General features: G+C 68.3%; 16 protein-coding genes and 1 pseudogene. 11 read left to right on the forward strand and 6 right to left on the reverse strand.

Going from position 1 to position 21,747, the window contains the following annotated elements:
• Nucleotides 1-34 precede the first annotated feature (34 nt).
• Nucleotides 35-1,153, reverse strand: coding sequence for a peptide chain release factor 2 (gene prfB, locus AC0VYB_RS13515; RefSeq protein WP_009379560.1), 1,119 nt, complete (start codon nt 1,151-1,153; stop codon nt 35-37).
• 573 nt (nt 1,154-1,726) lie between these two features.
• Here prfB and AC0VYB_RS13520 point away from each other — a divergent pair.
• The 9 genes from AC0VYB_RS13520 to AC0VYB_RS13560 all read left to right on the forward strand — a co-directional run bounded on the left by AC0VYB_RS13520 (nt 1,727) and on the right by AC0VYB_RS13560 (nt 13,977).
• The gene (locus AC0VYB_RS13520) at nt 1,727-4,954 is read left to right on the forward strand and encodes an HNH endonuclease signature motif containing protein (protein WP_475384747.1); all 3,228 of its coding nucleotides are present in this window, start codon (nt 1,727-1,729) and stop codon (nt 4,952-4,954) included.
• A 352-nt stretch (nt 4,955-5,306) separates the two neighbouring features.
• A complete protein-coding gene (locus AC0VYB_RS13525) occupies nt 5,307-6,530 on the forward strand; it encodes a TadA family conjugal transfer-associated ATPase (RefSeq protein WP_063250532.1) in 1,224 nt (407 codons plus the stop codon).
• Nucleotides 6,527-7,456: a type II secretion system F family protein gene (locus AC0VYB_RS13530; protein ID WP_063250531.1), complete on the forward strand. Its 930-nt coding sequence runs from the start codon at nt 6,527-6,529 to the stop codon at nt 7,454-7,456. Before AC0VYB_RS13525 ends, AC0VYB_RS13530 begins: the two co-directional genes overlap by 4 nt.
• Nucleotides 7,453-8,391 (forward strand): type II secretion system F family protein, encoded by a 939-nt coding sequence (locus AC0VYB_RS13535; protein ID WP_009376023.1) that lies wholly within the window; start codon nt 7,453-7,455, stop codon nt 8,389-8,391. The genes AC0VYB_RS13530 and AC0VYB_RS13535 overlap by 4 nt, the downstream gene beginning before the upstream one ends.
• A 79-nt stretch (nt 8,392-8,470) precedes the next feature.
• Nucleotides 8,471-8,752: a hypothetical protein gene (locus AC0VYB_RS13540; RefSeq protein ID WP_373270485.1), complete on the forward strand. Its 282-nt coding sequence runs from the start codon at nt 8,471-8,473 to the stop codon at nt 8,750-8,752.
• Nucleotides 8,749-9,162, forward strand: a complete 414-nt coding sequence (locus AC0VYB_RS13545; protein WP_009376027.1) for a TadE/TadG family type IV pilus assembly protein — start codon at nt 8,749-8,751, stop codon at nt 9,160-9,162. Before AC0VYB_RS13540 ends, AC0VYB_RS13545 begins: the two co-directional genes overlap by 4 nt.
• Nucleotides 9,155-9,598: a hypothetical protein gene (locus tag AC0VYB_RS13550; protein ID WP_009376029.1), complete on the forward strand. Its 444-nt coding sequence runs from the start codon at nt 9,155-9,157 to the stop codon at nt 9,596-9,598. Before AC0VYB_RS13545 ends, AC0VYB_RS13550 begins: the two co-directional genes overlap by 8 nt.
• 3 nt (nt 9,599-9,601) lie before the next feature.
• Entirely contained in the window at nt 9,602-10,063 is a 462-nt protein-coding gene (locus AC0VYB_RS13555) for a pilus assembly protein TadG-related protein (RefSeq protein ID WP_063250529.1), read from the forward strand.
• A gap of 170 nt (nt 10,064-10,233) precedes the next feature.
• Nucleotides 10,234-13,977 (forward strand): FtsK/SpoIIIE domain-containing protein, encoded by a 3,744-nt coding sequence (locus AC0VYB_RS13560; RefSeq protein WP_144588599.1) that lies wholly within the window; start codon nt 10,234-10,236, stop codon nt 13,975-13,977.
• Here the strand turns inward: AC0VYB_RS13560 and AC0VYB_RS13565 are convergent.
• Nucleotides 13,938-14,963, reverse strand: coding sequence for a GNAT family N-acetyltransferase (locus AC0VYB_RS13565; RefSeq protein WP_063250527.1), 1,026 nt, complete (start codon nt 14,961-14,963; stop codon nt 13,938-13,940). The genes AC0VYB_RS13560 and AC0VYB_RS13565 overlap by 40 nt on opposite strands.
• Nucleotides 14,964-15,009: 46 nt before the next feature.
• Here AC0VYB_RS13565 and AC0VYB_RS13570 point away from each other — a divergent pair, with 46 nt between their 5' ends.
• Together AC0VYB_RS13570 and AC0VYB_RS13575 are read left to right on the forward strand one after the other, a co-directional pair.
• Nucleotides 15,010-15,819 carry a purine-nucleoside phosphorylase gene (locus tag AC0VYB_RS13570; RefSeq protein WP_009376037.1) on the forward strand — a complete coding sequence of 270 codons (810 nt, stop codon included), beginning with the start codon at nt 15,010-15,012 and terminating at the stop codon, nt 15,817-15,819.
• Nucleotides 15,820-15,822: 3 nt separating this feature from the next.
• Nucleotides 15,823-17,676, forward strand: a complete 1,854-nt coding sequence (locus AC0VYB_RS13575; RefSeq protein WP_366231708.1) for a phospho-sugar mutase — start codon at nt 15,823-15,825, stop codon at nt 17,674-17,676.
• A gap of 63 nt (nt 17,677-17,739) precedes the next feature.
• Here AC0VYB_RS13575 and deoC read toward each other — a convergent pair whose 3' ends face one another.
• The 4 genes and pseudogenes from deoC to AC0VYB_RS13595 form a co-directional block, all read right to left on the reverse strand.
• Nucleotides 17,740-18,393, reverse strand: a complete 654-nt coding sequence (gene deoC / locus AC0VYB_RS13580; protein ID WP_101624714.1) for a deoxyribose-phosphate aldolase — start codon at nt 18,391-18,393, stop codon at nt 17,740-17,742.
• Between the two features lie 64 nt (nt 18,394-18,457).
• Entirely contained in the window at nt 18,458-19,747 is a 1,290-nt protein-coding gene (locus tag AC0VYB_RS13585; protein ID WP_009376049.1) for a thymidine phosphorylase, read from the reverse strand.
• Between the two features lie 208 nt (nt 19,748-19,955).
• Nucleotides 19,956-20,378, reverse strand: a pseudogene (locus AC0VYB_RS13590) (cytidine deaminase); the annotation flags it as partial.
• 82 nt (nt 20,379-20,460) lie between these two features.
• Entirely contained in the window at nt 20,461-21,747 is a 1,287-nt protein-coding gene (locus tag AC0VYB_RS13595) for an ABC transporter permease (RefSeq protein WP_009376052.1), read from the reverse strand.

The raw sequence follows: 21,747 nt of genomic DNA on the forward strand, positions 1-21,747 counted from the left end.
GGTCACCGCTGTCACGGTCACCGGCGTGCGGAGGTCACTCCTCCTCGGCGTTCTCCTGCTGCTTGCGCCAGCGGATGCCCGCCTCGATGAGGCCGTCGAGGTCGCCGTCGAAGACGGCCTGGGGGTTGTTGACCTCGTAGCCGGTGCGCAGATCCTTGACCATCTGGTATGGGTGCGTGACGTAGGAGCGCATCTGGTCGCCCCAGCTCGCCTTGATGTCGCCCGCGAGTTCCTTCTTCTGCGCGGCCTCCTCCTGGCGCTTGCGCTCGAGGAGTCGGGACTGGAGGACGCGCATCGCGGCCTCGCGGTTCTGGATCTGGGACTTCTCGTTCTGCATGCTCACGACGACGCCGGTCGGGATGTGCGTGATGCGCACCGCCGAGTCGGTCGTGTTCACCGACTGCCCGCCGGGGCCCGAGGAGCGGTAGACGTCGATGCGGAGGTCGTTCTCGTCGACCTCGATGTGGTCGGTCGACTCGATGAGCGGGACCACCTCGACGGCGGCGAAGGAGGTCTGGCGGCGGCCCTGGTTGTCGAAGGGGCTGATGCGCACGAGGCGGTGGGTGCCGGCTTCGACCGACAGGGTGCCGTACGCGTACGGGGCGTTGACCTGGATCGTCGCGGACTTGATGCCCGCGCCTTCGGCGTAGGACGTGTCGAGTTCCTGGACGTTGTAGCCGCGGCCCTCGGCCCAGCGAATGTACATGCGGATGAGCATCTGAGCCCAGTCCGTGGCGTCGTCGCCGCCGGCGCCGGAGCGGACGGTGACGACGGCGGAGCGCTCGTCGTACTCGCCGGAGAGGAGGGTCGAGATCTCGAGTTCGCTCAGCTGGTCCTTGAGCTTGGCGATGTCGCGTTCGGCTTCGACGAGGGAGTCCGAATCGCCTTCGGCCTCGGACATCTCGATGAGGAGCTCGGCGTCGTCGATGCGCTCGCCGAACTTCTCAAGCTTCTCGAGCGTGCCCTGCTTGTGGGAGAGCTTGGCCGAGGTCTTCTGCGCCGAATCGGGGTCGTCCCAGAACGAGGGGGCCGACGCTTCCTCCGTGAGCTCGGCGACCTCGTCCCGCAGCGTCGGCAGGTCGGAGACGTCGAGGATCGCCTGGTAGGTCTGGCGGAGGTTGGCGATTTCGGAAGCGTGATCAGTCGTGGCCATAATGCCTCGATTCTAGTCCATGGGCGGGTGGTGTCGTTCATCGTGTGTGGGCGCCTCCCACCCATTGCGGGCAGGGGCTGCCGCTCTCGGCGGGCGGGTCGTGCCCTTGTTTGCGGACGGGTCGCGCCGTTGTTTGCGGACGGAGGCTGACCGAGCCCCTCGCCGAGGCGGTGGGAGGTGCGCGCAATGCGCTCCGAAGTCAGGACTGCCCGAAGTCAGGAGTGTCCCCAAGCCAGCACTGCCCCCGAACCTGTGCTGCCCTCGCACCTGTGCTGCCCACGAACCAGCACTGCCCTCGCATCTGTGCTGCCCGCGAACCTGTACTGACGGTCGATACCGCCGACCGGCGCCTATTGCGGCGGACGACAGCGGATCTCGGCCCATGTCCGAATCTCGTGTCAGTGCCGTCTGCCACCATAGAAACACAACAACACACAGACCACCATCACCGACCAGGAGTCCACCCAGACACCCCCTCACACCCACAACCACAACCGCGATTCCCATTCCGTACGACCCGATTCCCCTGCACCGCTCTTCCCCGACAACGACGTCAGAGACAGGTGACACACCATGCGCGACACCACCGCTGATCTCAGCGGACCCGACGACCCCACCACGGGCACCCCCGACCCGGTCGCCTCGTCGCGCTACACCCTGTACCTGGGATCGAACCTCACCGACCTCGCCACCGCCTCCACCACCGTCGACCTCGCCCAACTCCACGTCTTCGAACTCACCGCCGGCCACATCCTCGCCGAGATCATCCACGACCACGACCACCCCACCCCCACCGACGGAACCCCGTACCGGTTCGCCACCATCGCCGAAACCCTCAATCGCCACAACGGACAGCCGACCACACCCAGCAGGACGGACAACGCGAATAACGAGACCGCAACAGCCGGCACTGCTGCTCTCGCGGCCCCCTCCGATCGCGAACACACCCCTGTCGGCTTCGACTGCGCCGACCCGGCGCAACCGTCCCACCAGCCACAGTCCCCGGTTCTGTCGCCACGAGATGATCAAGCCCACGCGCAGGCCGCAATCGATGACCTGCCCGACTTCCCCGGATTTACCCCCGACACGACCTTCTCAGCGTGGGTCCATGACCACGTGGCCACCGAGCACCTCGGGGCGATCTCCACGATCCTCGGCACCACCACCGCCCGCACCTACCGCCACCTCACCCAAGCTGTGACCCTCGTCCACGGACTCCCCCGCTTCACCGCCCGTGCCCGCTCCGGCGAGTTCACCCTCGCCCACATGATCACCGCCGCCGACCTCTGCCAAACCGTGGCCCTCGAACACCTCCCCCGCCTCGACCAGCACCTGGCCACGAGACGTGCCGATGTCACCAGTGACACCCTGCGCACCGGGCTGCGCAAACTCATCCACCTCCTCCAAACCCCCGACGACCGGTCCCACATCGCCGCGCAACGCCGCCGCGTCGACGTCGACACCTTCGGCAACGGCACCGCCTGCCTGTCCATCACAGCCCCCGCCGATGAGATCCATGCCGCCTACGCCCGCGTGAGCGCCATGGCCCGTGCCATCCACAACGGCCAAACCACCACCCTCAACCTCCCCGCCGGGGTCGAGATCATCGACGAGCGCACCATCAGCGCCCTCATGTGCGACATGTTCTTGCGCCCCCACCCGAAACTGGCCATCCGAGTCCGAGAACTCGACCCCATCACCGGCATCCAAACCCACCGGCAGACACCCCTCCTCGATGAGAAGGGGGAACCCCGGTTTCACTACGACGACACCACCATCAGCGGACTCACCGACCTCCTCACCCCCGACCGTGCAGCCGAGGCGAACATGACCGGCACTGCCGCATCGCTGTCCCCAGCCGCACACCAATCCAAAGCGGCACAAACGCAGACGCCGCCGGTCGGCACCCACGCCTCAGCAACCGCATCGAACGGAATCGAAGCACGGGGAACCGAACCAGATGGAACCGACCCTGCAGCCACCACCATTGAGTCCCCCTACCCGCCGGGGGCATCGTTCTTCCCCAACGGCCGCCCCGAACCGGTAGTACTCGAGTACGCCATCCTCGTGGACATGGAATCCGGGCCCGAGGCGATGCGCAACCAGGCCGGTGTCATCGTCACCGTCCCCTTCCTCACCCTCACCGGCGACGCCAACCTCCCCGGTGTCCTCGCCGACGGATCCCCCATCCCGGCAGAGACCGCCCGTCGCATCGCCGCGGGTGCCCCGACACTGACCCGGATCCTCACCGACCCGGCCACCGGCACCCCACTCGACGCCCAAGCACTCACCTACGCGATCCCGAAACCCGTCAGGCGGACCCTGATCAACCAATGGGCCACCTGCACCTTCCCCGGCTGCACTCGCTTGGCGGAGAAGACCGAGATCGATCACGTCGACCCGTTCAACCACACCGACCCCATCCAGGGTGGGCTCACCCAGTTCGGCAACCTCCACCCCTTATGCAAGAAACACCACGCGGTGAAGACCGCACGCCGATACGCCGTGGACATGAACGACCGGGGCAGTGGAACGAGTCGGATCGCCTACGAGTTCCCCCACGGGCTGATGACCACAATCGAGGCCCCCGACCAACCCATCGACATCGACCACGCCCTGGCATTCGCCGACCTGGCCCGGATGCGACCATGCCGGTGGGTGACCCCTGAGCATCTGATGCCTGAGCAGCCGAACAGTGTGGAAGTCATGCCCTCGGAGACTCATGTCCGTGAACAGGCAGCCGAGGAGCAGAGACTGGCGGAAGTGGCCGAACGGGACCGGCGACTCCGCGAAGCCACAGAGAGATCGAATGCGGCACGGGCACGTCTGCGTCTCGAACACGCCATGGATTGGGAACACGCCGTCTTCCCAGCCTGTCTGCCTCCCGGGCATGACCCGGTGAGAATGAAGGCCCTGCCACCAGGAACAAGCGACCCGTTCGCTGCCACAGACGCTGAGCGAGGGTGCACGTCAGCACGGTCGTCGTCGTTGATCTGGTGTACGGGGAGGAGTCTGTGTGAGACGGATCCACCCCTCGGGCATCACCCGTTGGGGCCGGTCGAACCGATCACCGGACACCGGAGCCTGGCCCAACAGCGCAAGCACGCGATCGCCCAGCGTGCGAAACGACTGCGAGCCGCCACCGAGACCAAACGCCAACCAGCCCGACGGCGGAATACGGGTGGACGGAAACCGAAACCCCGCCGCACACCGGCAGTTCCGAACGTGTCGACGAGTCAGAACGTGTCGACGAGTCAAAGGACGCCCACAGTCCAGTCTGAGTCGAGTGGCCAGGCAACGTCGACTGCCGACCGAACGCCCGTCTCAACGATTGCACCCATTCAGGCAACTCGGTCACCGCAGAACACGCCAGGTGATCCCTGGAGCTGGTCCGCCGATTCCCTGACCGATGGCAACGCACCATGGAACGACAATCCCCCGACCCCTAGCACCGACACTGGCAGTCGTGCCGAGAAACCCTGGAGCACCCACACTGGCAGTCGTGTAGACGATCCTTGGGCCGGCCCGGCCGACGAATCCTCGACCTCGGGACACCGCAGGACAACGAACCTCGCCACCACGCCGACGTCTCCCAGCCCGACGACCGTGCACCCGACACCGACGACCGTGCACCCGACACCGACGAGCGCGAACCCGACACCGACGAGCGCGAACCCGAACCCCGAACCTGGCTCTGCCGCTCGAGGGCCCGTCACGGAGTACGACACGAGCTTCACCCGCCGGCCTGCACCGGTGATCAACTGGGACCACGACCCCATCACCGACCCGCCACCGTTCTGAGACACCACATCTGCCCGAAGCAACTGACGAGCGAAACCCCCGACGCAGACGCTGCGATGCGACAAGGGAACCTCAGGGATCTCGAATCACACCCAACACAGTCCGGAACTCTGGTGCGGTGCCTCGGTTTCTCCCCCTGGCAACGGCGACGGATTCCACGTCGACGGTGACAAGGTGATCTCAGAATTCGCATTCTCCATCGCGGTAACTACACGTATGGCATTTGTCTAACGTCACCGGAAGTTATCCACAGATTGAAAGAAAGTCTGGATAAATGGGAATTTCACGATTACATTGACAACCACTTCCGCTGCCGGGCAGCGGACTCGCCGACACTCACCAGGGGTTCACTGTGGAAGCCACCGAGGTCATCACGAGCGAGGTCCACAAGAGGATCAGAGACCTCGACGTGGATCCGCGAGTCGATGTGCAGCGTTCGCGAGAAGTCATCCGCACCGTCATCTCCGAATACGACGAACGCAGTCTGACGGCCAATCTTCCGCCTCTCGAAGACCGTGAGGCGACGTTCCGCTTCATCGACCACCAGCTTTCGGGGTTCGGAGCTCTGCAGGACTACTTCGAAGATCCGCGCGTCGAGGAGATCTGGATCAACTCCCCCAGCGAGGTCTTCATCGCCATCGACGGAGCTCACCAGCTGACTACGACAAAGCTCAGCCCCGGTGAACTCGACGACCTCATCGAACGGATGCTCCGCAGCTCCGGCCGCCGCGTCGACCTCTCACAGCCGTTCGTCGACGCGATGCTCCCCGACGGATCTCGACTCCACGTCGTCCTCCCCGACATCACCCGGTCCTCCCCCGCCGTGAACATCCGCAAGTTCATCCAGCGACCGAGGAACCTCGCCGGGCTGGTCGCCCAAGGCAGCCTCAGCCCGGCGGCGGCGCGGTTCCTCGACGCCGCGGTCGCGTGCGGTGCCAACATCCTCGTCTCGGGGGCAACACAGGCGGGCAAGACGACAATGCTCAACGCCCTCGCCGGCTCGATTCCCTCCCGCGAGCGCATCATCAGCTGCGAGGAGGTCTTCGAACTCAACCTCCCCAGTCGCGACTGGGTGCCGATGCAGTGTCGTCAACCCTCACTCGAGGGCACCGGCGAAGTCACCCTCCGCGCCCTCGTCAAGGAGGCGCTGCGGATGCGACCGACACGCATCATCGTCGGCGAGGTCCGCGAAGCCGAGAGCCTCGACCTCCTCGTCGCGCTCAATTCGGGCCTGCCGGGAATGGGGACGATCCACGCGAACTCCGCCCGCGCCGCGATCACGAAGATCTCCACCCTTCCCCTCCTCGCCGGGTCGAACATCTCCTCAGCCTTCGTCGTGCCCACCGTCGCGGTGAGCATCGACCTCGTCGTCCACCTGCGCAGGGACGCAACCGGGGTCAGGCTGGTCAGTGAGATCTGCGCCGTGCCCGGCGGAGTCGAAGGCGATGTGATCGAACTCGACACGATCTTCCATTCGCCCCAGGGCACGCTCGTCCGCGGACAGGGGTTCGGCCACCTCGGCGAGCGCTTCGCGATGATCGGCAAGGACCTCCACTCACTCCTGGAAGCGGCATGAGCTACTCGCAGCTGAGCCTGCTCATCGGCGCCTGTCTGGGGGCCGGGCTGCTGCTCGTCTGGATGTCGCTGTGGGAGCGGAAGCCGGCCACGCGAACGCAGCGGCGGTGGGTCCGCGAACTCGACGACATGCTCACGGCCGCGGGCTTCCCGCGGATGCATCCGATCCACCTCGTCCTCCTCACGCTCGCGCTCCTCATCGTCGTCACGATCGTCGCCACCGCACTGACGGGGTCCTGGGCTATCGCACTCTGCTTTGGCCTCTTCGCCTCATGGCTGCCCTACCGGTACCTGCAGCACCGCGCCCGAAGCAAACAGGTCCTCCGTCGCGAACTCTGGCCCGAGACCCTCGATCACCTCAACTCGGGCGTGCGGGCAGGACTCTCCCTGCCCGAAGCCCTCGGCTCGCTGGCCCATCGCGGTCCCGAACCCCTGCGCCCGCTCTTCGAGGTCTTCGCCGAGGAGTACCGCGCCAGCGGATCCTTCGCGATCGCGCTCGAGAGATTCCGGCAGGTCGCCGCCGACCCGGTCGCCGACAGGATCGTCGCGGCTCTGAGCGTGACGAGACAGGTCGGCGGCAGCGATCTCGGCACGATGCTGCGAGCACTCGCCCAGTTCGTCCGTGACGACGCGCGCACTCGAAACGAACTCTCCGCGCGGCAGCAGTGGACCGTCAACGGCGCCCGCCTCGCCGTCGCCGCTCCGTGGGTGGTCCTCGCCTTCCTCTCGACGCGACCGGAGACCGCGGCCGCGTACAACTCTCAGGCCGGACTCGTCCTCCTCTGCGCCGGATTCGCCGTCTCGCTCCTCGCCTACCAGGCGATGAAGAAGATCGGCCGACTCCCACAGGAACCGCGGGTCATCGCGGGCTCCTCGCTCACCCGCTCCCCGTTCCCCCGCGGCCCCGAAGCGGGTGGGACCGCATGAATGCGCTCACCGATCCTCTCACCGTCCTCATCCTCGGCACCGTCAACGGGTTGGCACTCGCATTCTTCGTCCTCTCGCTGCCGCCGCTGCGCCGCCCCACCCTCTCGGCGAGGATCGCACCATACCTGCGCGACCAGGAATCGCTCGTCGACATCTACGCCCCACCGACTCCGCGCCGAGAGGGCCTCATCGGGGTCCTCACCTCAACCGCGATGACGGCATCGGTGTGGATCACCTCGCGGATCACCACCGATGCGACGCTCAGTCGGCGGATCAGCCGCCTCGGCGGGCGGACATCCATCGAACGGTTCCGGACGAATCAGATCCTCAGCATCCTCACCGGCATGATCGTCGGCGGCGGCCTCGCCGCGCTCATCGCCGCTCAGCGCGGGTTCTCCCCTATCGTCGTCATCGTCCTCGTCATCAGCGGCGGCGTCGCCGGACACATCGTCAACGACTGGCGCCTGAGCCAGGCGATCGCGCGCCACGAATCGCGCATCCTCGCCGAGTTTCCCACGGTCGCCGAACTCCTCACCCTCTCCATCACCGCCGGAGAGGGAATCGTCGAAGCACTCGAACGGGTGTGCCGGACGTGTTCGGGCGACCTCGTCGACGAACTGCGCACCGCGCTCGCAGCGACCCGGACCGGCACCCCGCTCGTCGAGGCGCTCGACCAGATGGCCACACGCATCGCGATCCCCGAGATCGTCCAGTTCGTCGACGGCCTCGCCGTCTCGATGACCCGGGGCACACCGCTCGCCGAGGTGCTGCGTGCACAGGCCGCCGACGTCCGGGAGCAGTCCCGGCGCCGCCTCCTCGAACTCTCCGGACGCAAGGAGATCGGCATGCTCATCCCCGTCGTCGTCTTCGTCCTGCCCGTCACCGTGATCTTCGCGGTCTTCCCCTCCCTCGCCGTGCTCGACCTCAGTCCCTGAGCCCCACCCGCCTCCCCGCAGAGAGAACCCACCCCATGAAGGAGACCCGATGTTCCATCACCTCATGACCCGCCTGACCCTGCTCACGCTCGGCTGGGCAGATGACGACCAGGCATCTCCGGGAGGCCGTGCCCTCCCCCGACGCACCGCTGGTCACCGCCGACGGACCGTCACCGGCCCCGGTTCGGGCTTTTCCCCTGCGCGAACCGACCGTGACCGCCCTGATCGCGGAGACGTCCCCGGCTGGGTGCTCATCACCCTGATGACCGCCGGGCTCGTCGTCGCCCTGTGGGCACTCGCCGGTGAGGCCTTCACGACGATGTTCGAGGACGCGATGAACAAGGTCAGAGGTGCCGGGTGAGCCCACCGTCGCGCCGAGACCGCTGCGAGGGCGGCGACACCGGGTCAGCGATCGCGGAGTTCGCTCTCGTCGCCTCCCTTCTCTCCCTCGTCCTCGCCGGTGCGCTGCAGATCGGCTTGGTCATCCACGTCCGCAACACCGTCATCGATTCGGCCATCGCCGGAGCCAGGCAGGCCGGGCTCGCCGACCAGACCGCGAGCGACGGGAGACGACTGACCGCCGAGCTCATCACCACGTCCCTCGGCAGCCGATACGCCGAGAAGATCACTGTGGCCTCGGAGAGCCGGGACGGAGTCGAGATCGTCGAGGTCAGTGTCCGCACACCGCTGCCGGTCGTCGGACTCTGGGGGCCCGCCGAGGTGTGGGAGCTGAGCGGACGGTCCCTCGTCGAGGACGTCGACCGTGACTGAGGTCGTCGACAGGGCCGCCGATCGGGCGGACTCGGGAACCGCCGTCGTTGAGTTCATCTTCGCCGCGGTCGTCCTGCTCATTCCCGTCGTCTACCTCATGCTCGCGCTCTCCCAGCTGCAGGCCGCCAGCTACGCCACCACCTCGGCGGCGGTATCGGCCTCCCGGATCGCAGCGAGGGATGCGAACCCCTCGGAGCAGCGCGCCGAGGATGTCGCCGCCATGCATTTCGCCGACTTCGGGCTCCGCGACGTCCCCATCTCGATCGCCTACTCATGCTCGGGACCCTGTGGACAGGCAGGCTCGCTCGTCACCGCCACCGTCGAGACGAAGGTCCCGCTGCCAGGGATTCCCCTGCTCTTCGGATCCGCGAACTCCCCGCACATCACCATGCGGGCCTCGCACACCGACGTCGTCGCAACCTCGGGAGAGGGGTGAGCCGTGGAGTCTGCGCGCACCGCAGACGCGGTATCGGTCGACCGGCACGGGTCGGACCGCGGGTCGATCACGCCGCTGGCCATCGGATTCGTCGTCATCGCTCTCCTGCTGGCGTTCCTCATCGCTGCCCTCACCGATCTCCATATGGCCCGGCGGGAACTCCAGGCGGTGGCGGACTCCGCGGCCCTCGCCGCCTCCGATTCCTTCGAGCCCGCCCCGGGTGACGACCCCGGACTCGTGTTCTCTCCGGACGCCGCCGAACGCGCAGCCGTCCGCTACGTCACCTCCGTCGACACCCCCGACGACCTGCGCAACATCGGCGTCGACGCCGACGTCGACGGCGAACACTCGGTGGTCATCCGCCTCCGCGCCGACTACATCCCAGCGGTTCTCTCCCCCTTCGTTCCCCGCTTCATCGACCTCAGCGCCACCGCCTACGCGCGAGGGTCGCTGCGGATCTCCTGACTCGGCGATCGCAGTACCAGCGCTCCTCTGCCACCCGACGGCGACTGGTGCTCGATTCCCTGTGGATAGCGATCCCACTCGTGAGCCCGAACCCTGTGGACGCTCAGCGGGAATCCACAGGGGTGCGGAACGGGGTTGGCACCGCGGTACTGGTCGGCAACGCTGTGACGATGAGGACGACCGGAGTGCTCCAGACCATCGATCGCAGCGCCCACGTTCGCACCGACATCCTCGATGCCGACGGCGATCTGCCGCTGCTCGACGTCCTCTCGACCGTCCTCGGCAGACCTGTTTCCGTCGACGAGGTGGGCGCCGCCGATCGTCCTGGCGACCTCCCGTCGGCGGACCCTGACATGGCCGAGGGCGAGCGCCACAGCATCCGCACACCGACGTGGGCCGAGTGGCGGGCGGACCACCCGGTCACCGTGATCGGCGCCCACCGGTTCCAACGCGGGAGCGGACCGACGAGCGTCGCGGTCGTCGCCGGTCCGGATTCGGGGTTCGATCTGCACATCGATCCCAGGACGACCCTGCTCAGCCGCGTCCCGACCGACGGAGCGCTCCTCCTCGCCGATCCCTGTCTCTCCCGCTCGCCCACCCTCCTCGATCTCGGCGCCTCAGGGACCCACACCGTGATCGGATCCTCGATCGTCGTTCCCGGATCCGTCCTCGACCGGGTCGGGCGCGGTGCACCGCCCCCTCCGCCGTCAGGAATCGGTGGACGCGACACCGTCCACGTCGCCCCGGCCGCGGTCGAGGAGCCGCGCCCGGCCCGGCCCCCGCAGTGGTGGGCATTCCTCATCCCGATCGGAATCGGCATCGCCCTCGCCCTGCTCACGGGCATGTGGTGGTTCCTCCTCTTCAGCCTGTCTGCGCCCCTGTCCGGTTACCTTGCCCACATCGTCGAGAAGCGTCGATTCACGCGCGAGAGCGCCCAACACCTCGTCGACACCGCTCTCGCGCTCGACGCGGCCGTCACCCGTGCCGAGGGCCTCGTCGGCGCACGCCGTCGTGACGCCATGGAGATCCCCGGACTGTGCCTCGGGTTCGGGTCGAGCATCAGTCGCATCAGCATCGCACCGGAGTTGGCCGACCGCATCGATCACTTCGACGAGCACGCCGTCATCGCAGACACTCCGATCTCGGTCGACCCGCGAGTGACCTCGATCGTCGTCACCGGCGAGCACGACCTCCTGCTGTCGATGCTCCTGGCCTGGCTTGCCGATCGGCGGTGGGAATGGAGACTTTCGGCGAACCTCGAACGCCGCCCCGAACTCGTCGGGTTCGCTGCCGCCTCCGGGACCGCAACGGCCACCGACCCTCGCACGTCAGCGGAAATCGCCCTCGACATCGACAGCACCGGAACATGCGCCATCCTCCGTCTGGAGGCACCCGCACCGACCGCCACGGTCGCCTTCGTACTCAGCAGGCTCGGCCGGGCCCGGACGACGACGTCGACGGCCCCCGACGGCCCGGTCCCGGGGAGGCAGTTCACTGCCAGCCTCATGCCGCCGGGCCGGTTTCACAGCCTCGTGTCCGGCAGCTCACCGCCGGCGACGGCAGTCGACCTCCACCACGGTCTCGGAGACCACTACGACGACTCTCCGTCGTCGATCATCGGTCGGTGGAACGCACGATCCCACCGTCCCGTGATCGTCGGAAGAGGACCCGCGGGCACGGTGAGCATCGACCTCTTCCGGGACGGACCCCATGCCCTCGTCGCCGGCACGACAGGCAGCGGGAAGTCGCTGCTCCTCCAGACCTGGCTCCTGGGCCTGGCGCTCGAGCACCCTCCCGACCAGGTCGCGTTCATCCTCATCGACTTCAAGGGAGGAGCCACCTTCGCGCCGCTTGAAGCGCTGCCTCACACCGACAGCGTCCTCGACGACTTCGACTCCGCCGCCGCCTTCCGCGCGCTCGTCTCCGTTCGGGCGGAGATCACGCGCCGTGAGCGACTGCTCGCCGCCCATGGCTGCGCCTCGATCGACGACCTCGCCGACCCTCCACCCCGCCTCGTCGTCGTCATCGACGAATTCCATGCCCTCATGTCGACCCACCCCCGTGCCGCCGACCTCCTCGAACATCTCACTGCCCTCGGGCGGTCGCTGGGCGTCCACCTCATCCTCGCCACCCAGCGGCCGCTTGGCATCGTCACCGGTCAGATGAAGGCGAACATCAACATCCGGATCTGCCTGCGGGTCCGCGACGACGCTGACTCCCTCGACGTCATCGGAGTTCCCGACGCCGCCCACCTGCCGCCGGGGTGCCCTGGGACAGCGCTGCTCGATGCCGGATCCTCTCTCACCCGTTTCCGCGTGGCTGTCCCCTTCGCCGAGGCGGTCGCCGACCCCGGCCCGCACCGCCTGCGACTGCGACCGTGGAGTCCCGGGTGCGACGCCGGGTCGACCACCGGCGATGTCCGGGGGATATCGGTCGACCGCCTCGTCGACGCCCACCGTCGTGCCTCACCGACGACGGCGGTGAGTCAGGGTCGAGTGGTGCGCCCGCCTCTGCCCGAGACCGATGGAGTCGCCGCTCGAGCGGCAAGCCTCGACCGGTCGGCAGCAGGCCGGGACCAGTTGGCACCGCGACCGCCGTTCACGGGAATCGTCGACATTCCCGCCGAACAGAGTCAGTACGTATGGACCTTTGATCCACACGTCGACGGCTCGGTCGCCGTCATCGGGGATCCCGGCTCCGACGTCGCCGCAGCTCTCGCACAGATGGCGGCCAGTGCCTCGGTTACCCATCGCATCGTCGCCCTCGGTCGCATCGCCGAGATCATCGACTGGGCGGCGATCCGATGCGGGACGGCCTCAGGATGGCGGCTCCATGTCGTCATCGATCACCTTTCCCGGACGACCGAGAGTGCGGGCGGGCCGGAGCCGACGCTCGTCGTCTGCGACCACTGGAGCGAACTCGTCGACTCCCTCGACCACCGAACGGCGGGAGCCCTCGAGCGTCTCCTCGCCCACGCGGCGGGCTTCGGCCTCACCTTCCTCCTCGCCGGATGTCGTTCGGCGCTGCTGAGCACGTCGACCTTCCCGACGAGAGTGACCTTCCCACCGAGCAACGGCGGCGACGGACTGAGTGTCGGGCTCTCCCGGCAGCGCTTCCTCGGGACATGGCCGCGCCTGCGTGCGGTCCTCACCGGTCCCCGCGTCGCGACGACCGGCAGCGAGGGCGCCGACCTGCAACTCAGACTCTTCGACCCGCACGCCCCCGACATCGGCGACGTCCCTGCCACTGGGACCCCGGCCAGTCGGACTCCAGCCTCTCGGCCCCCGGCCACCCAGGCTCATGCGGTGGCCGGCGGGTCATGCGCGAACAGGTCACCCCGGCTCAGAGCTCAACCCCGGTGGCACGGTCTCGACGATGACCGCTGCCTCGACGACGCGACTGCCGAGGCGATCCGCCGATGGGGAAAGGGAACGGTTCCACTTGGTGTCGACCCCTTCGGCGCCGTCGTCGACTGGGACCCTGCCCGAGACGGCTCCGTGCTCACCGTGCGCGGCTCCCCGAAGAGCGGGCGGACCGAACTGGCACAGAGGATGCTGGCGACCGGTCGGGACATCCACATCACCGACGATGCGCACCTGCTCGGCGACGCGGCCGCACTCGACCTCCGTGACGGCGGGCTCCATGTCGTGACGATGCCGGTGCGCTTCACCCCCGGGTACGGTTCGCCCCTGAGCAGAGCGCACACCCTCGGCCCGGTGCTGGTGATCGGCAGCCACACCCGACAGGACCTCAGTGATCTGGGAATCCTCGGTCTGCCTCCGCTCGACGGCACCCCGGGGACCGGATGGTTCGTCACCGAGGAGCGCACCCGCGCGGTCAGACTGTTCCGGGCCGCGGCGATGTCGGACCCGTCTCAGTGCGTATCGGCAGGAGGTCCCGTGAGCGTCTCATAACGGTAGAGTTCACTCGCCTGGCCGGCGGCGAGGAGCCGATCGGCGAGCGCGGAGACGACCGGCATCCCGCTCGTCACTTCGATGACGACATCGGCGTCGACCGAGAGCCTCGCGAGCAGCAACTCGGCGTCGGCGACCGCCGCCTCGAACTGCTCGGGTGATGCGTCGGCGACGTCCTCGCGGGTCTCGAACATCGAGCCGAGGATGAGTTCCGTCGCCGGCTCCTCCTCGGCGTTCCCGGGCAGGTTCGCCGAGGCATCCTGGGCACCGCCGACCGGTGCAGGCTCGGCTTCGCGGGCATAGGAGACGGCGAAGGCACTCAGCCCGCTCGCCGCATCGCTGCCGGAACCGGCCGCCGCGGAATCGCTCGTGAGCAGGGCCGCACCGTGGGCACCGGCGGCCTCGGAGAGGAACGCCGTGGCCACCTGACCGATCGTCAGCGGCGCGACCGCATCATCACGGTTGACCGCCGCGTACCACTGAGCGAACGCCTTCGTCAGCTTGACCGAGCCCGTCGAGACGATCTCGAGGTCCTCGGCGCGGCCGCCGCCGCTCGGCGGCAGAGCACCAGCGGGAACCTTGATCACCCGCGTCGTCGTCAGCGGCACGAAGCCGAGCGCCTCGGCGAACTTCTCCCCGACGCTTCCGGCCTCGACACGGGCACGGAGGTCAAGGCCTTCGAGCGCGGTGCCGGCGGTCTCGGCGGACACCGCCTCGAAGAGCTCACGCCCAAGACCGTGCCCGCGCTCCTCGGCGGCGACCTCGACGTTCACCCACGCTCGGTGCGGGTGAAGCGGGGATTCCATGATCGCTGCGGCACCGACGGGGACACCGGGGACCACCTCGGCGAGGACGGAGCGCAGCAGCGGCGAGTCGGAGGCCGGCCGGAACAGGGAGCGGGCCATGTGAGCGGCCGGAGTCGGGGCATCGGCGAACACCTCGTTCAGTCGCAGATCGTCACCGTCGGCAAGTGGTCTGATCGGCATGGGAAGCGCTCCTAGCGGCATGTCAGATGTTGATAATCTTGGCGTCATGACTGACTTAAGCGATCCTACCGCCGCCGCACAGGCAGCGGCCACGACCATCAACTCCGCCGCCGGGATCGACTCCCACGACATCGCCCTCGTCCTCGGATCCGGATGGGGTGGAGCAGCCGAGCTGCTCGGCGAAACGGTCAGTGAGATCCCCGCCGCCGAAGTCCCCGGCTTCCACGCCCCGGCCGTCGCCGGACACGGCGCGACCCTGCGGACGGTCCGGATCGAATCGAGCGGGAAGTACGCTCTCGTCCTCGGCTCGCGCACCCATTACTACGAGGGCAAGGGTGTCCGCGCCGTCGCCCACGGGGTGCGCACAGCCGCAGCCGCCGGCTGCCAGAGCCTTGTCCTCACCAACGGCTGCGGCGGACTCAACCGGAACTGGAAACCCGGCACCCCGGTCCTCATCTCCGACCACATCAACCTCACCGGCACCTCCCCCATCGAGGGCGCGAACTTCGTCGACCTCACCGACCTCTACTCCCCGCGCATGCGCGGCATCGCCAAGGAGATCGACCCCACCCTCGATGAGGGTGTCTACGCCCAGTTCTCCGGCCCCCACTACGAGACGCCCGCCGAGGTGCGCATGGCCGGGATCCTCGGCGCCGACCTCGTCGGCATGTCGACGACGCTCGAGGCCATCGCCGCACGTCAGGCAGGACTCGAGCTCATGGGCATCTCGCTCGTGACGAACCTCGCCGCCGGCATCCAGGAGACCCCGCTCTCCCACGCCGAGGTCATCGAGGCCGGTGCCGCTGCCGCTCCGCGGATCTCCCGGCTGCTCGCCGACATCGTCGGAAAGCTCTGAGACATGAGTGCCTCGACCGAACGCGTCGCCGACCGCTTCACGCAGGGATTCGACGCCGAGACCGTCCGCGCCTGGATCGCCGATGACCCCGATGAGGAGACCGCGACGTCACTGACGAGCATCCTCGCCGAGGCGGAGGCCGGGGATGCGGCGGCGCTCGCCGACCTCGAGGACCGGTTCTCAGGTCCCCTCGTCTTCGGCACCGCGGGACTGCGCGGGGAGATCGCCGCCGGGCCGAACCGGATGAACCGTTCGGTCGTCATCCGCGCCGCCGCCGGCCTCTCGGCGTTCCTCGCCGAGACCGTGGGACCGGGCTTCCGCGTCGTCATCGGCTGCGATGCCCGCTACAAATCGGCCGACTTCGCCCGGGACACCGCCGCCGTCGTCACCGCCGCCGGTGGTGTGGCCATCCAGCTGCCCGAGCAGCTGCCGACCCCGCTCACTGCGTTCGCCCTCACCCACTTACGGGCCGACGCCGCGGTCATGGTCACCGCCAGCCACAATCCGCCCGCGGACAACGGCTACAAGGTCTATCTCGGGCAGCGTCCGCTGCTCGCGATCGAGCCCGACGCCGCGACCGCCCGGGCGGGTGCCGGAGCCCAGATCGTCCCACCCGCAGATGCGCTCATCGCGGAGAGGATCGCCGAGGTGCCCTCCGTCGCCTCGGTCCCGCGCGCCGAATCCGGGTGGGAGCTCCTCGACTCCTCGATCGTCGACTCCTACCTCGAGTCCATCGAAGCCCTCGGGGTCCGCTCGAGCGCCGACCTGCGGATCGTCCTCACCTCCCTCCACGGTGTCGGTGCCGGAGTCGCCGAGGCGGCCCTCGCCCTCACCGGGTTCTCCGACGTCCACCCGGTGTCGAGTCAGCAGGCCCCAGACCCCGACTTCCCGACCGTGACCTTCCCCAACCCGGAGGAGGCCGGTGCGCTCGACGAGTCGTACGCTCTGGCCCAGGAGATCGGCGCCGACCTCATCATCGCCAACGACCCCGATGCGGACCGGTTCTCCGCGGCGATCCCCGACGCGACGGCACCGACTGGGTTCCGGCAGCTGACCGGCGACGAGGTGGGACTCCTCCTCGGCGAGGACATCGCCGCCCGCCTGGCGGCCGAAGCACCGACCTCCATCCCGCCCGCGCCGGAGTCGCAGACGACCCCCGTCTTCGCGAACTCGATCGTCTCCTCCCGCGGACTCGCCGCCGCCGTGCGCGCTCACGGGTTCTCCGCCGTGCAGACGCTCACCGGCTTCAAGTGGATCTCCCGCGTGCCCGGGCTCGTCTTCGGCTACGAGGAGGCGCTCGGCTACTGCGTCGATCCGAGCGTCGTCCGCGACAAGGACGGCATCTCCGCAGCCGTGACGTTCGCCGCTCTCGCCTCCCGTCTCAAGCAGGAGGGCTCGTCGATCGAGGCCGAACTCGACCGGATCCGCTCCCGCGACGGGTACTACGCGACGGCTCCGCTGAGCTTCCGCCTCGACGACGTCTCGCTCATCGCCGCGGCGATGGCGAAGCTGCGGGAGAACCCGCCGGCGATGTTGGCCGGCTCCCCCGTCGTCGCGGTCCACGACCTCTCGAGCGGTTTCGACGGCCTGCCGCCGACCGACGGCATCCTCCTGCTCTCGGAGTCGGATTCCCGGGTCATCGTCCGGCCCTCGGGCACAGAGCCCAAACTCAAGTGCTACCTCGAGGTCGTCGGGACTCCGGAGCTCGCCGAGGCGGCCCGGGCAGAAGACGACCGTGCCCTCTCCGCCGCCGGTCTCTCGGCCGGGACCTCCTCGGCGAGTGCGGCCCTGGGTCCGGCGCTGCGCGAACGGCTGTCGACGATCTCCGCGGAGCTCAAGGCCTACTTCGGCCTCTGAGCCGAAGCACGGTGGACACGGCGCATGGACCGTGTCCGTGCGGGTTCACCGTGCCGGCGGCCCTCAGTCGCTGAGCCCCTCGAGGATCGCAGCCGCACCGGAGAGGCCGAGACGCGAGGCACCAGCGGCGATCATCTCCTCGGCGGCTTCGACGGTGCGGATGCCGCCGGAGGCCTTGACGCCGAGGCGGTCGCCGACGGTCTCGCGCATGAGGGCGACGGCGTGGGCGCTCGCTCCCCCTGCCGGGTGGAAGCCGGTCGAGGTCTTGACGAAGTCGGCTCCGGCCGCCTCGGCGCGAGCGCAGACCTCGACGATCTGCTCATCGGTCAGGGCTGCCGACTCGATGATCACCTTGACGAGCGCATCGACGCTGGCCTCGACGACTCCGCGGATGTCGGCCTCGACGGCGTCATAGTCCCCGGCGATCGCCTGCCCGATGTTAATGACCATGTCGACCTCGTCGGCTCCGTCGGCGACGGCGCGCTCGGTCTCAGCGGCCTTGATCTCCGGCTTGACCTGGCCTGAGGGGAATCCGACGACGGTGGCGACGACGAGGTCACCGGTCTCCCTCAGCGGCAGCATCGACGGGGAGACGCACACGGCGAGCACGCCCAGTTCCTTCGCCTCGGCGACGAGGGCGTCGACGTCGGCCGGAGTCGCCTCGGGCTTGAGCAGGGTGTGGTCGATGATTGTCGCGACGTCGGTGCGGCTGGTCATGGTGTCCTCCAGAAGTGGGTGCAGGTGTTCGTCTGCGGTGTCGTGGGCTGGTCTCGGTCTGGGTCTACGTGATCGTCTCGAGGACGATCGAGTCGGCGACGGAGTCGGTGTCTCCCCCGATCTCGTAGGCGCCGACGAGGGACTCGAGCGCCCGTTCGAAGCGCTCCGGAGTGTCGGTGTGCAGGGTGAGCAGCGGGTCGCCGGCGGCGACGGTGTCCCCGGGCTTCGCGTGGAGTTCGATGCCGGCGACGGCCTGCACCGGGTCCTCCTTCCGGGCGCGACCGGCGCCGAGGCGCCACGAGGCGACCCCGACGGAGAGCGCGTCGAGTTTGGTGAGCACCCCGGACTCGGGGGCGAAGACGACCTCGGTGTCCTTGGCCACCGGCAGCGGGGCCTCGGGGTCACCGTGCTGAGCGCGGATCATCGCCGTCCACTTGTCCATCGCCCGGCCGTCGTTGAGCGCCGCGCGGACGTCGACATCGGTCTTGCCCGCCAGGCGCAGCATCTCCTCGGCGAGCGCCACGGTGAGGTCGACGACGTCGGAGGGTCCCCCGCCGGCGAGGACCTCGACGGACTCGCGCACCTCGAGGGCGTTGCCGACTGTCAGGCCGAGCGGCGTCGACATGTCGGTGAGCAGCGCGGAGGTCTCCACTCCCGCGGCCTTCCCGAGGTCGACCATCGTCCGGGCGAGCCGACGCGCCTTCTCGAGGTCCTTCATGAACGCCCCGGAGCCGACCTTGACGTCGAGGACGAGGCCCGCGGTGCCCTCGGCGATCTTCTTCGACATGATCGACGAGGCGATGAGCGGGATGCAGTCGACGGTCGCGGTCGTGTCCCGCAGGGCGTAGAGCTTCTTGTCCGCCGGAGCGAGCCCGGAGCCCGCGGCGCAGATGACGGCGCCGATGTCCTCGAGCTGGGTGAGGATCTCCTCGTTGCTCAGTCCGGCCTGCCAGCCGGGGATCGCTTCGAGCTTGTCAAGGGTGCCGCCCGTGTGCCCAAGACCGCGGCCGGAGAGCTGCGGGACGGCGACGTCGAAGACGGCGACGAGCGGGGCGAGCGGCAGGGTGATCTTGTCCCCGACCCCACCCGTCGAATGCTTGTCCGAGGTCGTGCGCGACAGCGAGGAGAAGTCCATCCGCTCGCCCGAGGCGATCATCGCCTGGGTCCAGTGCGCGATCTCCTCGGGTCCCATGTCGTTGAGGAAGATCGCCATGGCCAGCGCCGCCATCTGCTCGTCGGCGACGACGCCGCGCGTGTACGCGTCGATGACCCAGTCGATCTGGTCCTTCGGCAACGGCTTCCCATCGCGTTTGGTCGCGATGACGTCGACGGCGTCGAATGCCTCTACGGTCACGTGGTCCTCCGGTCGTCGGTGGGAAAGGTGGTGTCGGTGGGAATGCGGGTGGCGGTGAGAAGGTGGTGCGTCAGTGCTTCGGGTGATTGTGCTCGCCGAGGCTGTCGGCCGTGCCGTCGTCCCCGGCAGCGTCGTCGCCTCCGTCCCCGGCAGGGCTGTCCCCGGCAGCGCCGCCTGCGTCGCTCGCGTGTCGGCCGATGTGCTCGCCGAGGTTGTCCGGGCCGAAGGCGTCGGGGAGGACGACGGCCATCGTCTCCCGACCTGCCGGCATGTTGAGGACGAGGTCGGGCCCGCCGTGCTCGAAGAGCAGCTGTCGGCAGCGCCCGCAGGGGACGAGCGTCCTGCCCTGACCGTCGACGCAGTCGAAGGCCACGAGGCGTCCGCCCCCGGTCATGAGGAGGTCGGAGACGAGCGAGCACTCCGCGCACAGGGTCACCCCGTACGAGGCGTTCTCGATGTTGCAGCCGCTGACGATCCGACCGTCATCGACGAGCGCGGAGGCCCCCACCGGGTAGGCCGAATACGGTGCGTAGGCCTTCTCCATCGCCGCCACCGCCGAGGCGCGCAGGAGGTCCCACGTGTCCTCGGTGAGGTCAGCGACCTCGACGCGCCGCTCGGGTTCGCTCCACATCGGACCGTCTCCGGTCGTCGGCTCAGACATCATGGCTGTCCTCCGCTCTCCTCGTCGCGTTCAGGCTCTCACATCTCCATCATCACGACTTCACGTACGGCACGCCTTCGGCCGCCGGCGGGCGAACCCGACCGACGAATCCGGCGACGGCGAGGATCGTGACGATGTAGGGCAGCATGAGCAGCAGTTCGTTGGGCACGGGCGTGCCGATCGACTGCAGTGTGTTGCCGAGGCTCTTCGAGAACCCGAAGAGCAGGGCCGCGAAGAGCGCGCCCTTGGGGTTCCATTTCCCGAGGATCATCGCGGCCAGGGCGATGTAGCCCTGCCCTGCCGACATCTCCTTGCCGAAGGCCAGGCCCGAGCCGATCGTGAAGAAGGCACCGCCGAGACCGGCGATGGCTCCGGCCATGATCGTGTTGCGCACGCGCGTGTAGTTGACCTTGATGCCCACGGTGTCCGCGGCCTTCGGGTGTTCGCCGACCGCACGCATCCGCAGACCCCACTTCGACCGGAAGACGAAGATCTGGAGGGCGATGACGACGACGTACATGATGTAGACGAGGATGTTCTGGTCGAAGAGCACCCGTCCGAGGATCGGGATGTCCGAGAGCAGCGGGATCGGCAGGTTCGGCAGCTTCTGCCGCGCGTTCCACAGCTCCGGGTTCTCCGTGAGCACCGTCGAGTAGAGGAAGCTCGTGAGGCCGACGACGAGGACGTTGAGGACGACGCCGATGATGATCTGATTGACCCAGTACTTCACAGCGAAGAACGTGAGCACGACGGCGACGAGCGCACCGGCGATGGGTGCGGCGATGAGTCCCGCATACGGATTCTTCACGACCGAGGCGACGACCGCGGCGAGGAACGCCCCGGCGAGAAGCTGGCCCTCGATGGCGATGTTGATGATGCCCGAGCGCTCACCGATGAGACCGCACATCGCGCCGAAGATGAGCGGCACGGACAGCGCCAGTGCTCCGGCGAGCAGCGTGGTCATGGGGATGACGCCGCCGCTGCCGCCTCCGGCCCACGCCAGGAACGCGAGGACGAAGACGACGCCGAAGGTCATCGGGAACCACGAGTCGAGGTGACGGCGCCCCACCGCGAACCACACGGCGACAGCAGCCATGGCGACGAGGACGAGCGAGAGGACGAGACCTGCGACCTTCGAGGGGATGACGAGGTCGGGGATCGCGAAGAAGTCACCGCTCGAGGCGATCCGGAACGTCGTCTCACCGGCCCGGCCGATGATGCCGAAGAAGATGAGCGCGATGAGCGCGAGGACGGAGTAGACGATCGGGTACTTCCATGCGATCGGCGCGAGCACCTTCGTCGGGGCCCCGGTCGGGGTGTCAAGAGTCTGTGCGCTCAT

This window comes from Brevibacterium sp. Z349TD_9 (assembly GCF_056173565.1).